The organism is Paracoccus aestuariivivens, from assembly GCF_009711225.1.
GTDB classification, from domain to species: Bacteria; Pseudomonadota; Alphaproteobacteria; order Rhodobacterales; family Rhodobacteraceae; genus Paracoccus; species Paracoccus aestuariivivens.
In genome coordinates, this window is sequence record NZ_WMIE01000007.1 from 71,024 (window position 1) to 85,094 (window position 14,071).

11 protein-coding genes are annotated in these 14,071 nt (G+C 60.7%); 2 read left to right on the forward strand and 9 right to left on the reverse strand.

Translation table 11 applies throughout. From position 1 onward, the window contains the following. Nucleotides 1-22: 22 nt before the first annotated feature. The 5 genes from pstB to aroC all read right to left on the reverse strand — a co-directional run bounded on the left by pstB (nt 23) and on the right by aroC (nt 5,725). Nucleotides 23-820 carry a phosphate ABC transporter ATP-binding protein PstB gene (gene pstB, locus GL286_RS12815; RefSeq protein ID WP_155095968.1) on the reverse strand — a complete coding sequence of 266 codons (798 nt, stop codon included), beginning with the start codon at nt 818-820 and terminating at the stop codon, nt 23-25. A 21-nt stretch (nt 821-841) separates the two neighbouring features. Then, the gene (gene pstA / locus GL286_RS12820) at nt 842-2,197 is read right to left on the reverse strand and encodes a phosphate ABC transporter permease PstA (RefSeq protein WP_155095969.1); all 1,356 of its coding nucleotides are present in this window, start codon (nt 2,195-2,197) and stop codon (nt 842-844) included. After that, nucleotides 2,194-3,384: a phosphate ABC transporter permease subunit PstC gene (gene pstC / locus GL286_RS12825; RefSeq protein ID WP_155095970.1), complete on the reverse strand. Its 1,191-nt coding sequence runs from the start codon at nt 3,382-3,384 to the stop codon at nt 2,194-2,196. Before pstC ends, pstA begins: the two co-directional genes overlap by 4 nt. A gap of 63 nt (nt 3,385-3,447) precedes the next feature. Next, nucleotides 3,448-4,476 (reverse strand): substrate-binding domain-containing protein, encoded by a 1,029-nt coding sequence (locus tag GL286_RS12830; protein WP_155095971.1) that lies wholly within the window; start codon nt 4,474-4,476, stop codon nt 3,448-3,450. Between the two features lie 148 nt (nt 4,477-4,624). Then, nucleotides 4,625-5,725 (reverse strand): chorismate synthase, encoded by a 1,101-nt coding sequence (gene aroC / locus GL286_RS12835; RefSeq protein WP_155095972.1) that lies wholly within the window; start codon nt 5,723-5,725, stop codon nt 4,625-4,627. A gap of 423 nt (nt 5,726-6,148) precedes the next feature. Between aroC and GL286_RS12840 the strand changes: the two genes are divergently transcribed. Continuing rightward, nucleotides 6,149-6,640 (forward strand): BrnA antitoxin family protein, encoded by a 492-nt coding sequence (locus tag GL286_RS12840; protein ID WP_170295174.1) that lies wholly within the window; start codon nt 6,149-6,151, stop codon nt 6,638-6,640. Between the two features lie 185 nt (nt 6,641-6,825). Beyond that, nucleotides 6,826-8,583, forward strand: a complete 1,758-nt coding sequence (locus GL286_RS12845) for a hypothetical protein (RefSeq protein WP_155095974.1) — start codon at nt 6,826-6,828, stop codon at nt 8,581-8,583. A 155-nt stretch (nt 8,584-8,738) separates the two neighbouring features. Here the strand turns inward: GL286_RS12845 and carB are convergent, their stop codons facing one another. The 4 genes from carB to GL286_RS12865 form a co-directional block, all read right to left on the reverse strand. After that, nucleotides 8,739-12,071 carry a carbamoyl-phosphate synthase large subunit gene (gene carB, locus GL286_RS12850; RefSeq protein ID WP_155095975.1) on the reverse strand — a complete coding sequence of 1,111 codons (3,333 nt, stop codon included), beginning with the start codon at nt 12,069-12,071 and terminating at the stop codon, nt 8,739-8,741. 217 nt (nt 12,072-12,288) lie between these two features. Continuing rightward, on the reverse strand, nt 12,289-12,858 hold the full coding sequence (locus GL286_RS12855; protein WP_170295175.1) for a hypothetical protein: 570 nt from the start codon (nt 12,856-12,858) through the stop codon (nt 12,289-12,291). 61 nt (nt 12,859-12,919) lie between these two features. Continuing rightward, on the reverse strand, nt 12,920-13,144 hold the full coding sequence (locus GL286_RS12860; protein ID WP_155095976.1) for a DUF2798 domain-containing protein: 225 nt from the start codon (nt 13,142-13,144) through the stop codon (nt 12,920-12,922). A 198-nt stretch (nt 13,145-13,342) separates the two neighbouring features. Further along, entirely contained in the window at nt 13,343-14,062 is a 720-nt protein-coding gene (locus GL286_RS12865) for a sulfate/molybdate ABC transporter ATP-binding protein (RefSeq protein ID WP_155095977.1), read from the reverse strand. Nucleotides 14,063-14,071 lie beyond the last annotated feature (9 nt).

A 14,071-nucleotide genomic window follows, 5' to 3' on the forward strand; every position in this document is an offset into this window, starting at 1 on the left:
CGAAATTCCTTTCAGGACCGGCTCAACCGATGCGGCCAGAGATATAGCTTTCCGTGCGCGGATCGCGCGGTCGGGTGAAAATGTCGTCGGTGTCGGCATATTCCACCAGATTGCCAAGGTGGAAGAAGGCGGTCTTCTGGCTGACACGGGCGGCTTGCTGCATCGAGTGGGTCACGATCACGACCGAGAACTGCTCGCGCAGGTGGTCGATCAGATCCTCGACCTGACTGGTCGCAATCGGATCAAGCGCCGAGCAAGGCTCGTCCATCAGCAACACCTCGGGCTGGGTGGCGACGGCGCGGGCAATGCACAGACGCTGCTGCTGGCCACCCGAAAGGCCGGTTCCCGGCTCGGACAGGCGGTCCTTGACCTCGTTCCAAAGCGCGGCCCCACGCAGCGACTTTTCGACAATCTCGTCAAGCTCAGCGCGATTGCGGGCAAGGCCGTGGATGCGCGGACCATAAGCAACGTTGTCATAGATCGACTTCGGGAAGGGGTTCGGCTTCTGGAACACCATGCCGACGCGGGCGCGAAGCTGGACGGGATCGACGCGCTTGTCGTAGATATCCTCGCCGTCCAGCGCGATCCGTCCGTCGACGCGGCAGCTGTCGATCGTGTCATTCATCCGGTTCAGGCAGCGCAGGAAGGTCGACTTGCCGCAACCCGACGGGCCGATAAAGGCTGTCACGGTCTTGTCCAGAATGTCGACATCGACATCCTTCAGGGCGTGTTTCTCGCCGTAATGGACCTGCACCTTGCGGGCAGAGATCTTGATATCGGTCTGCTCCACGGCACGCTCCAGAATTCTCATGTCGTTCATATTGGTAACTCTCTTCTGGATTTACCACCGCCGCTCGAATTTGCGACGCAGGAAGATGGCGATTAGGTTCATGCACAGCAGGAAGACCAGCAACACGATGATGGCTCCCGAGGCGCGTTCCATGAAAGCGGGGTCGGCACGCTGGGTCCAGTTATAGACCTGTACCGGCAAGGCAGAGGCAGGATCGAACAGCCCTTCCATCGGTGCGGCCGGGAAGTTCTTGACGAAGGCAACCATGCCGATCAGCAGCAGCGGTGCGGTTTCGCCCAATGCCTGCGCCAGACCGATGATGGTTCCCGTCAGGATGCCCGGCATGGCCAGCGGCAGGACGTGATGGAAGACCGACTGCATCTTGGATGCTCCGACCCCCAGTGCAGCATCTCGGATCGAGGGCGGAACGGCTTTCAGCGCGGCCCGCGTCGCAATAATGATCGTCGGCAGGGTCATCAGCGTCAGGACCAGACCTCCGACGATAGGTGCCGATTGGGGCAGTCCCGCGAAGTTGATGAAGGCGGCAAGGCCAAGGATACCGAACACGATCGACGGCACGGCGGCGAGGTTCGAGATGTTCACCTCGATAATGTCGGTCAGGCGGTTCTTGGGGGCGAACTCCTCGAGATAGATCGAGGCGGCGACGCCAATCGGCACGGCCAAAAACAGGACAACCAACATCATGTAAAGCGAGCCGAGGATCGCGACACCGACACCGGCCGCTTCGGGACGTTGGTCCGAGGCATCGGGATTGGTCAGGAAGGACCAGTTCCACTCGGTCGAGAGCATTCCCTTGCCCTTCAGCGCATCGGCAAGCTGCAACTGGGCGGGCGAGGTATTGCTGTCACGCGCCGCGCTCTCCATCGAAACGCGGCCTTTGTAATAGCCGTCAACCCGACCGTTCACCAGAACGCGGGCGTCGATGGTCTGGCCGACCAGATCGGGGTTGGCCAGCACCCGATTGCGAAGCTGGGCCGACGCCTCTTTCGAGATCAGGTCCGACACGTCCTTCGCAGCGATGCCTTCGATGGTGATCCCGTTCTGGGTCATGACTGCCTGAAGCGACTGGTCCAGCAGCTTGCCGTAAGTCGTGGTCAGGACTTTCTTGATGTCCTCGGGGTTCCGGTTGCCGTTCTTGTCGAGCTGCGCCGCATCTAGCGTGACCGGAATTTCCAGATAGGTCTGGCGGAACGCTCCGATGCCATCGCTGAAGATCGAGTACATCAGGACGACCAGCGCGATCAGCGCGATCGCAATGGCGCTGAGGCCGTAGGCGCGGAAGCGTTTCTCGGCGGCGTTGCGCTTGCGGGTCCGCTCATCGACGACCAGCAACGAAGATTTCGATTGCGGTGCTGCGGCAGAAGCCGGGAAGGTTGCGTCGGTCATTCGTACTGCTCCCGGTATTTGCGCACGACGTAAAGGGCAACGATGTTCAGGCCCAACGTGACCACGAACAGCGTGAGGCCAAGGGCAAATGCGACAAGCGTCTCTGGTGCGGCAAAGTCGGTGTCACCGGTCAACTGGCTGACGATTTTGACGGTTATTGTCGTCATCGCCTCGAAAGGGTTCAGGTCCATGCGTGCGGCGGCCCCTGCCCCCAGCACCACGATCATCGTCTCGCCGATGGCACGCGACGCGGCCAGCAGGATCGCCCCGACGATGCCCGGAAGCGCGGCTGGCAGCACGACATTGCGCACCGTTTCGGACTGGGTCGAGCCAAGCCCCAGCGCCGCATCCCGCAGCGACTGCGGTACGGCGTTGATGATGTCGTCGGACAGCGAACTGACAAAGGGGATCAGCATGATGCCCATGACCAACCCTGCCGTCATGACTGACGAGCCCGAATTGCCCAGACCCAGCGGTTGGGCGAAGTAGTCCCGCAGCATGGGTCCGACGGTGATCAGCGCGAAAAGACCGTAAACAATGGTCGGGATACCGGCCAGGATCTCAATCATTGGTTTCGCAAAGCCGCGCATCCGGGGCGAGGCGTATTCGGACATGTAGATCGCCGCAAAAAGACCGATCGGGATCGAGACGGCCAGCGCGATAAACGAGATGTAAAGCGTACCCCAGACCAGCGGCAGGATGCCAAGCTGCGAGCCGCCGCCAAAGCGCGGCGACCATGTGGTTCCGAAGAAGAAGTCCTGCCACGGATACTGGCTGAAGAAGTTCCCCGTCTCGAACAGCATCGAAAAGACAATCCCGGCCGTGGTCAGGATGGCAATGCTGGAGCACATGATCAGCAATCCGCGCACAAAGCTTTCGACCGCATTGCGGGCGCGAAAATCGGGGGCGGTCCGCTGCAACGACCAGATCAGACCAACTGCGGCAACGGCCAATGCCACGCCTGCGACCAGAATGCGGTTCGCGCCGGGCTGCGCAAATAGCCAGATGGCGATCAGAAACAAGGCAGGCACCGCAGTATAAAGTGCGATGTTCCAGCCGTAATAATTAGTGCGCGAATGTAGCAGACGGGAATCGCCACCCGCTGCCGCAAGTACGCGGGAGCGACCGATGACGAAGCCGGCGACTGCCATGGCCAGGACGAGCAGCAAGGTCCAGGAGACAGGCATGTGAGCCTCGGATTACGGGATGAGGAAAGCGGCGCGGAGGACTACCTCCGCGCCGATCGGAACTTAGTTGGTCAGGGTCGTTTCGCTTGCGACAGCCGCTTGGGTCGCTGCAAGCTCGGGGTCCGAAACCAGACCGTAAGCTGCCAGCGGGCCTTCCGGACCGGCCAGCTCATCCGAGACGAAGAATTCGACGAATTCTTTCAGGCCCTGGATTTCGCCGATATGGGCTTTCTTCACATAGAAGAACAGCGGGCGCGAAACCGGATATTCGCCTTTGGCGATGGTTTCGGTCGAGGGCGTGACGCCAGCAAAGGTGCCGACTTTCAGCTTGTCGGTGTTGTTTTCATAGAAGGACAGACCGAAGACGCCGATACCGTTCTTGGCCGACTGGATGCGGGCCAGGGTTTCGGTGTAGTCGCCGTCAATATCGACAGATTTGCCATCGGTGCGCAGCGCCATGCAGGCTTCCTCGGCGGCTTCTTCGCCCAGTTCGGCCTTGAAGGCTTCGGCAGCGCCCGATTCCTCGCAACCGGCTGCGATCACTTTCTCTTCGAAAACTTCGCGGGTGCCGTGCTTTGTGCCGGGAACGAAGGCCAGGATTTCTTGATCCGGCAGATCGGCGCGGATCTCGTTCCACTTGGTCGCGGTGTTGTCGACGACCTTGCCGTCTTTCACGACCTTGGCGGCCAGAGCGTTGAACCAGTCGGCAGCGGTGTACTGGAAGTCATTGCCTGCGATGTCGCTGGCGAAAACGATCCCGTCATAACCGATGCGGACTTCCATGATGTCGGCCACGCCAGCGGTTTTACAGGCCTCGACTTCCGACGATTTGATCGGACGCGACGAGTTGGCGATGTCGATGGTGTTCTCGCCGACGCCTTCACAGAATTTCTTCAGACCAGCCGAGGAACCGCCCGATTCCACGACCGGAGTAGGGAAGTCCGTGTTCTCACCAAAGGCCTCGGCAACGATGGTGGCATAGGGCAGCACGGTCGACGAACCAGAAACCTGGATCTGGTCACGGGCAGAGGCGACGGTCGCCGAAGCGGCGATCATCGCAAGGGCCGACACGGCGAGTTTCGCGGATTTCATAGGATCACTCCTGAACATTTCCTGATGGCCGGGATCGGCCTGCCCGATCCCTTAGTGTCGTGATGCGACGCTTATGCGAAGGAAGTGTAACAGTATGATGACAATGCCACGGAGTCGGGCCGGACAGCAAGATTCCTGTGGAGAACCCTTATCCGATCCGGCCGCGTTGACCACCCGTCTGGGCGCGATCCAGCAAAAGGTGGTCCAGTATGACGCAAGCCGCCATCGCCTCGGCGATCGGAACGGCGCGGATGCCGACGCAGGGATCATGGCGGCCCTTGGTAATCAGTTCGATCTCTTCGCCCTTCTGGTTGATCGTCTGGCGCGGCGTCAGGATCGAACTGGTCGGCTTGACCGAGAAGCGCACGGAAATATCCTGACCCGTTGAAATTCCGCCCAGAATTCCGCCAGCATGGTTTGACAGGAACCGTGGCCCCTCATTCCCCATACGGATTTCATCGGCGTTCTCGGTGCCCGTCAAAGCAGCCGCAGCCATCCCCTCGCCGATCTCGACGCCCTTCACGGCATTGATCGACATCATCGCGGCGGCAAGGTCGGTATCAAGCTTGGCATAGATCGGGGCGCCCAGTCCCGCAGGACAGCCCTGAATCAACACCTCAAGCGCCGCACCGACGCTGTTCTGGTCCTTACGGATTGCGTTCAGATAGTCCTCCCATGCCGGAACCGCCGAGGCGTCGGGCAGGAAAAACGGATTGTTCGGGATCTCGGCCGCATCGAATTTCGTGCGGTCCAGATGCAACGCCCCCATCTGGACCATGTAACCGGTGATTTTCAGATCGGGGACCAATTCCCGCAGAACCGCCTGCGCGACACCGCCCGCCGCGACCCGCGCCGCAGTCTCTCTCGCGCTGGAGCGCCCACCGCCGCGATAGTCGCGAATGCCGTATTTCAGGTGATAGGCAATATCGGCATGACCCGGCCGGAACGCTTGGGCAATGTCGCCATAATCCTTGCTGCGCTGGTCGGTATTCTCGATCATCAGCTGGATCGGCGTGCCTGTGGTCTTGCCCTCGAATACACCTGAGAGGATTCGGACCTGATCTGGCTCTTGCCGTTGGGTGGTGAATTTCGAGGTTCCCGGACGACGCCGGTCCAGAAATTGCTGGATAAAACTCGCCTCTAGCGGGATTCCAGGGGGGCAGCCATCAACCGTAGCACCCAAGGCGGGGCCGTGGCTTTCGCCCCAGGTGGTGAAGGTGAAAACGCGGCCGAAGGTGTTGAAGCTCATGGTTCTGCCCCTTTTTTGGCTGCGATAAACGGGTCCGGAAGATCAGGCAACGGGAAATACCGCAAACCCCATGCCGAATTCCGACCTGACGATTCTGGCAGGTCCGAATTATTCCATTTTACATCATGTATTTGCTAAAATCTGAAGCGCGGCGCATGCTTTTGTGCGAATATGCGCCGCGCGACAACCGCCGTATTGCGGTTGAGAGACACCCGCTCTTTCGTGCTTGTGGTGGGGTGCGTCAGGGTGGTGAGGGAGGGCGCGGGCCGGAGACACCCGCGCCCTTTCCCTTTGCCCGCACAGCCCGTCCCCCGCGCGTACACAACCTGTACACCGCGCGTACACCGGCAACGCACTCCGCGTTCAGGGGTGGTTAACCAAGATTGTCGGATGATGTCGACGGGTTTGGGGCGGATGTGTGTGATGGTTAGCAAGGCGGAAGTACAGCGGCGGGTGAATTACCACTACATGGCGGATGCCATGCGGATGCTGGAATGGGATCTGCATCAGCGGCTGATGGCCGATCTGCGTATCCCCGAGGAATGGCACGAGATTGCACGTGACAAGGGTGAGCGGAAAAAGACCCGTGTGACAATCCGGTTGGATGACGAGATCGTGCGGTTCTTTCGCTCGACCGGGGCGGATTGGCAGCCTCGGATGAACCGGGTGCTGTCGGTCTGGGTCCATGCGCGGCTGGCGGGGTTGATCCGGGGGGCCGAGACGATGGATTACATGAAGCACCGGGTCGAGGAAGGGCTGGACGGCCCCCGCCCGCGCTGGGGCGATTTGCAACGGCTGGAGGACGAGGTTCTGGGTGATGAGGCCATGAACTGGGACGAGCCGGGTGTGCCGCTGGGCGAGGAACGTGTGGCCTCGGTCGTGCGGCGGGTGGAGTTGGATGGGCGGAAGGGGTGAGGTTTAGGGCAAACTATAGTGGCCCTTGACCTATCGCCAACTGGATCATGCCTTCACAATCCGGTAGACAAACCAACAAAGAGCAAACGCGCAACAGTTTGTATTTATTTAATAAATTTAATTGACCAGCCAATCGGCAGCGCATTACGCCACAGCCCGAAACGTGCGATTGGGGACATTACGGAATGCGCAGTATCGTGGAGTGGGAAGCCCTGACGGGCGCTGACAAATTAACTGCGGCAGAAGTTCGACTAATCGAAGCCGTACGCAAAGGACGGCCTTGCGCAATTGGCATAAAGGCCCCCACCGAGAAAACACCCGACAACCGTATCCGCGCTAATTTCTTACGCATGCTGATCCTGGGCGCGACGCCGGCGTGCGGACTGCACGAGAGCGGCGTTCAACTTGCAGGCGCGTGGGTGGACGGGAAGCTTGACCTATCGTTTTGTACCGTTCGAGGACAGGTATTGCTCCAAAATTGCACTTTTGCGGAGCGTCCGAATTTCAGCAATGCAAGGCTCGCCCAGTTTGATTTGATCGGCAGCGATTTGAGAGCAGGCCTGCTTGCAACTCATATGTGTGTCGAAGGCAGCTTCCACCTTTCTAAAATTGTGTCAGCGAGAACGGTTGATCTGCGCGGCGCCACAGTCAGAGGGAGGCTTGCTTGCTCCGATGCAAAAATTACTTGCGTAGGCCGCGAAGCCCTGAATTTTTCAAACGCCAGTATCGGAGCATCCCTGTTCCTAAGCCGCGTCAGAATTACCGGAGTGGTCAGACTTAACGGAGCTGAGATCGGGGGCCAACTCGAGTGCACGGGCGCGAGTTTCAACTCTGCAAGCAGCGACGCGAACGCCGCGTTAAACGCCGACTCGATGAAAGTCCGCCAATCCGTATTTCTTAGGAACATCACGGCCAAAGGTAGGGTCACGTTGTCAGCCGCAAAAATCGGTGGGATGTTGGGAATAACTGAAGCCGAATTTCACGCCGAAAAAGATTATGAGAAAGTCGCACTAAACTTGCAGTCCACACAAGCTAGGATCTTGTACATCCGCAAGCTGTCGATTCTTGAGGGTAAGTTAACGCTCAACGGCGCGCGTTTCGAAATTCTCACCGATGATGGGCAGTGGCCGCTTGAAAGGCATTCACTTGTTCTGAACGGGCTACACTACGAACGCATTGCTGGCAAGGCGGCTCCAACAACCGCCACTGCACGCAGGTCATGGTTAGAGACGGGTTCAACGCAGGATGATAGGTTTTTCCCGCAACCGTATACGCAGCTTGCAAAGGTCTTACGCGCAATGGGTCATGATACCGAAGCACGTAAAGTGCTGATTTGGCGTGAGCGAAGGTTGCGTTCACAAGCACGGCAAGACCTGTTAATTGCACGTGATGACACACGTTGGCCAGCGGCACACAGGCAATGGCAAATTCTCAATGCGGGCATTCATTGGATCGGCGACAAGCTGTTCGATGGGATCGCAGCCTTCGGCTACCGTCCATTTCAAACACTAATCAGCGCATTTATCCTGTGGTTGGTCGCTTCTTGCGTTGCACAATTTACTTGGAGCGAGGGCTCTTTTGCTCCGAATTCCGACGTGGTCCTCACATCGTCCGCTTGGCAAAATCTGCTTCTGGAGGACTGTATTCCTGAGATTGGGGAAGCAGCCAAATCGGAGTGCGTCGCCAATCCAGCGGATACGTGGTCGCGCGTGGGGAAACCGGGCATGGACTGGGAGTCATTCTCGTCATTGGGTTACGCTCTCGATCTGGTTGTGCCGGTACTTGACCTTGGGCAAACGTCTGCGTGGGCACCGTCGAAAGACCGCGGTCCATGGGGACGGGGATTATGGTGGGGACGGTGGGTGCTTCAAGCACTCGGCTGGATGATCGTTCTGGTATTCGCTGCCGCCGTTTCCGGGATCATGCAACGTGACCAAGAATAGAAATCCGGAATGCAGGTAAATACAGGGATGCTCGCCTTTTCGACAAATCGAGCGTCAGAACTCGAAGACAAAAAACCTTCATCAGCACACTGAAAGATAAAGGGCCTCTCAAGCGAGAGGCCCCTTCAGTTGTTCCTAGGATCGGTCTACGGGCATCACGCCTGCAGCGAACGCACCCCGACCTCACCTTCGCCACGCGACTTGATCGCCGCCACTGCCGCGATGCTGCCTGCGGCGGTGGTGTAATAGGGAATCTTGTCGTTCAGGGCGACGGCGCGGATTTCGCGCGAGTCGGCGATGGCTTGCGCACCTTCGGTCGTGTTCAGGACCATCACGATCTCGCCGTCCTTCAGGCGGTCGACGATGTTCGGGCGGCCCTCGAAGACCTTGTTCACGGTCTCGGTCTCGACGCCTGCCGCTTTCAGGAACTCGGCCGTGCCACGGGTCGAGAGCAGGCGGAAGCCCATCTCGGTCAGGTCACGGGCGGCGGTGGCGAAGGCCTCGGACTTGTCGGCATCCTTGACCGAAACGAAGACCAGACCGCTTTCCGGCAGTTGCGTGCCGGCACCCATTTGCGACTTGAGGAAGGCGCGGGCGAAGGTGCGGTCCCAGCCCATGACTTCGCCGGTCGAGCGCATTTCCGGGCCGAGGATCGTGTCGACGCCGGGGAAGCGGGCGAAGGGCAGAACGGCCTCTTTGACCGAGTACCAGGGCGTGTTCGGATCGGCCAGCGTCAGCGGGTCGGCGAAGGGCAGCGCGGTTTCCGGGCCGACATTGGCCGGATAGGCCTCACGCGCGGGGAAGTTCGACATCGGCTCGCCCGCCATCAGGCGTGCGGCGATCGAGGCGATGGCGCTGTCGGTGGCTTTGGCGACGAAGGGCACGGTGCGCGAGGCGCGCGGGTTCACCTCGAGGACGTAGATCACGCCGTCCTTGATCGCGAATTGCACGTTCATCAGGCCGACGACGTTCAGCGCCTTGGCCATGGCCACGGTCTGCACCTTGATCTCGGCGATGATGGCCGGGTCCAGCGTGTGGGGCGGCAACGAGCAGGCCGAGTCGCCCGAGTGGACGCCAGCTTCCTCGATATGCTCCATGATGCCCGCGACATGGACGTTCTTGCCGTCCGAGAGGGCGTCGACGTCAACCTCGATCGCGCCCGAGAGGTAGCTGTCGAGCAGGACGGGGCTGTCGCCCGAGACCTTCACTGCCTCGCGGATGTAGCGGTGCAGCTGGTCCATGTCGCGCACGATCTCCATCGCGCGGCCGCCCAGAACATAGGAGGGGCGGATGACCAGCGGGAAGCCGATGCGGCCCGCGATCTCGATCGCTTGCGCGTCGGTCGAGGCGATGCCGTTGATCGGCTGCTTCAGGCCGAGATCGTTCAGCAGCTTCTGGAAACGCTCGCGGTCTTCGGCCAAGTCGATCGCGTCCGGCGTGGTGCCGAGGATCGGGATGCCTTCCTCTTCCAGCGCATTGGCCAGTTTCAGCGGGGTCTGGCCGCCGAACTGGACGATGACGCCGTGCAGCGTGCCATTTTCCTGCTCGATACGCAGGATTTCAAGGACATGCTCAAGGGTCAGCGGCTCGAAATACAGGCGGTCCGAGGTGTCGTAATCGGTCGACACGGTCTCGGGGTTGCAGTTGATCATGATCGTTTCGTAGCCGGCTTTCGTCAGCGAGAAACAGGCGTGGCAGCAGCAATAGTCGAACTCGATGCCCTGACCGATGCGGTTCGGGCCGCCGCCAAGGATCACGACCTTTTTGCGGTCGGAGGGGCGGGCTTCGTTTTCCACGTCGCCCATCGCGGGGGCTTCGTAGGTCGAGTACATATAGGGGGTCTGGGCCTCGAACTCGGCGGCGCAGGTGTCGATGCGCTTGAAGACCGGATGCAGGTCATGGGCGCGGCGCGATTTGCGCACGGCGGCTTCCGACTGGGCCGAAAGGGTCGCCAGACGCGCATCGGTGAAGCCCATCATCTTGAGCTTGCGCAGCGCGTCCAGATCCTTGGGCAGGCCGTTCGCGCGAACCTCGTTCTCGGCATCCACGATCTCGCGCAGGCGCGACAGGAACCACGGATCAAACGCCGTGGCGTGCTGGATCTCGTCGTCGGTCAGCCCCTCGCGCATGGCTTGCGCGATCAGGCGCAGGCGGTCGGGAGTCTGAGCGCTGATCGCCTTGATGACGGCGGATTTCTCGGGCGCGCCGGGGATCTCGATCTCGTCGAGGCCGGTCAGGCCGTTCTCCATCGAGGTCAGGGCTTTTTGCAGCGATTCGTGGAAGGTGCGGCCAATGGCCATGACCTCGCCCACGGATTTCATCGCGGTGGTCAGTTCCGGCTTCGAGCCCGGGAATTTCTCGAAGGCGAAGCGCGGGATCTTGGTCACGACATAGTCGATCGAGGGCTCGAAGGACGCCGGGGTGACTTTGGTGATGTCGTTGTCGAGTTCGTCCAGAGTGTAGCCGACGGCCAGTTTCGCGGCGATCTTGGCGATCGGGAAGCCGGTCGCTTTCGAAGCCAGCGCCGAAGAGCGCGAGACGCGCGGGTTCATCTCGATGACGACCATGCGGCCGTCCTTCGGGTTCACCGCCCATTGCACGTTCGAGCCGCCGGTTTCGACGCCGATTTCGCGCAGCACGGCGATCGAGCCGTTCCGCATGTCCTGATATTCGCGGTCGGTCAGGGTCAGCGCGGGCGCGACGGTGATCGAGTCGCCGGTATGCACGCCCATCGGATCGACGTTCTCGATCGAGCAGACGATGATGGCGTTGTCGGCACGGTCGCGGACGACCTCGAATTCGTATTCCTTCCAGCCGAGCAGCGATTCATCGACCAGAACCTGCGCGACGGGCGAGGCTTCCAGACCCGAGCGCACGATGCGCTCATAGTCGTCACGGTTATAGGCGACGCCGCCGCCGGTGCCGCCAAGGGTAAAGGCGGGGCGGATGATCGCGGGCAGGCCGATCTCTTCCAGATCGGTCAGGGCCTGCGCGATGCCGGCCTTGATGTCATATTTGCCGTTGGCGAGCTTCGGCGCGGAAACGATGGTCGCGCGCGGGTTTTCCAGCCCGATGCGGTCCATGGCCTCGCGGAACAGCTTGCGGTCTTCGGCCATTTCGATGGCGGCGCGCTGCGCGCCGATCAGCTCGACGCCATAGCGGTTCAAGACGCCCATATCGGCCAGAGCCAGCGCGGTGTTCAGACCAGTCTGGCCGCCCATGGTCGGCAGCAGCGCGTCGGGGCGTTCCTTGGCGATGATCTTTTCAACGATCTCGGGGGTGATCGGCTCGATATAGGTCGCGTCGGCCATTTCCGGATCGGTCATGATTGTCGCGGGGTTCGAGTTGACCAGAATGACCCGATAGCCTTCTTCGCGGAGCGCCTTGCAGGCCTGTGCGCCGGAATAGTCGAACTCGCAGGCCTGACCGATGACGATGGGTCCGGCGCCGATGATCAGGATGGATTTGATATCGGTTCTTTTCGGCATGACGGCATCCTCGGGCTGGCGGCTGATAAATCGATCGGGGTTATAGCCATGGCAAGCCAAGGCGCAAGGGTCGCAAACGTCCTCGTGCCAAAAATCGCCTTCCTGTCGGGGACGGAAGTTATCGGCTGCGTCATGGCGGAGTGCCCCCCTTCGCGCAGAATCAAGACCCTAGAGTCGAGAGTGTGGGAACTGCAAGCGGAAAGGTTGCCGCGCGGGATCAATCCAATCCGTCATAGCGGCGGATGATCCAGACGAGGTCATAGACCAGCCACAGAAGCCCGATCATCCCGACCCGCCGCATGTCGCGCGCACGCCATGCCAGCAAGGCGGCCAGCACGCCCAGCGCCAGCCGCAACGGGTATTCCGGCCCCAATGCCCACAGGTGATCACTGCCCTTCATCAATGTGTCGATCAGGTCGAAGGCAAAGGACAGTGCGAAGAGACCGAAGAACCCTGCCCTGCGCCGCATGAAGAACTGTTCGCTTTCGGCATGGTCCGGCACGGCATCGGGATAAAGCAGCGTCGCCATCAGGAAATGCAGCGAGGCGTAGGACAGAACGAAGACATAGACCCCGAAATGCCATGCCCCGACATTGCGCAGGGCGAACTCCCACCACCAGAAATGCACCGCGCCCAGCAGCAGGACAACGGACCAGACAATCTGGGCGAACATCCCTTCGGTTCGGACAGGTTGTTGAAGGCGGCGCGACAGGCCCGACAGGACACGGGTGATCGCAAGGCCCAGAACCAGGCTGATCAGGATCTTGAGATGGGGAAAGGCGTCCACGGGCTGCTCCGCATCGTTTGAAAAGCAGCCTATGCGATCAGGTGAACCCGCCGAAACGAAATCAGCCGAGCAAACGACTCAGTCGTGCCGCAAGCGGAAACGCGATACGGCTGACGCCGAGTGTCAGGGCAAAGGCGATGGGCCATGCGATCAGAAACTGATGGGGCCAGCCGTGCAGCCATTCGGCCGTTGGTCCCAGCACGATCAGTGACATGATGCCCGACATCAGCAAGGCCATCATGCCGGTCATCAGGGCTTGGGCAATCAAAAGGGTTTTCCGGTCCATGTATAGCTCGTTCTCATAGGGGTGGCCGAGCGATCAGAACTTCACCACGGCAGCACCAGCATCAAAGGTTGGTGCCGTGGGTTCGCGCCAAGGCGCGACTAGATCCCGCCAAGCGGGGGCCGGAATAACCTGACCGACCTGAAATCTTTTCGACCCGACCCGGATAGAGCCGGGACGGATCGGGGTCAAGGAAATGGTTCAGGCCGCAATGAACTCGCGCACGAAAGGCGTGGCAGGACGGGCGCGGATGTCCTGCGGGCGACCAACTTGCTCGATCTTGCCCATGGACATGACGACGACCAGATCGGCCAGTTCCATCGCCTCGTCCTGATCGTGGGTCACGAAGACTGTGGTCAGACCGGTGGTGTCATGGATCTCGCGCAACCCGTGGCGCAATTCCTTGCGGACGCGGGCATCCAGCGCGCCGAAGGGTTCATCGAGCAACAGCATCCGCGGCTCGATGGCAAGGGCACGGGCCAGAGCGACCCGTTGGCGCTGACCGCCCGACAACTGGTTCGGGAAGCGACCGGCGATCTGCGGCAACTGGATCAGTTCCAGCAGCTTGGTCACGCGGCGTTCGATCTCGGCCTCGGGCGGACGGCTGCGGCGCGGGCGGGCGCGCAGACCGTAGGCGATGTTCTCGAATACGGTCATGTGCTTGAACAGGGCATAGCTTTGGAACACGAAGCCCGCGCGGCGGTCCTGCACCGACAGGCCGGTTGCGTCCTGCCCGTCAAACAGCACCCGCCCCGAGGTCGGGAACTCCAGCCCGCCAAGGATACGCAGCAGCGTCGTCTTGCCCGAGCCGGACGGACCCAGCAGCGCCACCAGCGCCCCCGAAGGGATGGGCAGGCTGACCGGATGCAACGCGGTCGTCGCGCCGAAGGTCTTGGCGATTTCGTCGATCTCGATATGCATGATCAGGCT

What these genes read in the sequence shown, in the direction of transcription:
- pstB (WP_155095968.1), bottom strand. Translation starts at nt 820, where the DNA reads ATGAACGACATGAGAATTCTGGAGCGTGCCGTGGAGCAGACCGATATC.
- pstA (WP_155095969.1), bottom strand. Translation starts at nt 2,197, where the DNA reads ATGACCGACGCAACCTTCCCGGCTTCTGCCGCAGCACCGCAATCGAAA.
- pstC (WP_155095970.1), bottom strand. Translation starts at nt 3,384, where the DNA reads ATGCCTGTCTCCTGGACCTTGCTGCTCGTCCTGGCCATGGCAGTCGCC.
- GL286_RS12830 (WP_155095971.1), bottom strand. Translation starts at nt 4,476, where the DNA reads ATGAAATCCGCGAAACTCGCCGTGTCGGCCCTTGCGATGATCGCCGCT.
- aroC (WP_155095972.1), bottom strand. Translation starts at nt 5,725, where the DNA reads ATGAGCTTCAACACCTTCGGCCGCGTTTTCACCTTCACCACCTGGGGC.
- GL286_RS12840 (WP_170295174.1), top strand. Translation starts at nt 6,149, where the DNA reads ATGGTTAGCAAGGCGGAAGTACAGCGGCGGGTGAATTACCACTACATG.
- GL286_RS12845 (WP_155095974.1), top strand. Translation starts at nt 6,826, where the DNA reads ATGCGCAGTATCGTGGAGTGGGAAGCCCTGACGGGCGCTGACAAATTA.
- carB (WP_155095975.1), bottom strand. Translation starts at nt 12,071, where the DNA reads ATGCCGAAAAGAACCGATATCAAATCCATCCTGATCATCGGCGCCGGA.
- GL286_RS12860 (WP_155095976.1), bottom strand. Translation starts at nt 13,144, where the DNA reads ATGGACCGGAAAACCCTTTTGATTGCCCAAGCCCTGATGACCGGCATG.
- GL286_RS12865 (WP_155095977.1), bottom strand. Translation starts at nt 14,062, where the DNA reads ATGCATATCGAGATCGACGAAATCGCCAAGACCTTCGGCGCGACGACC.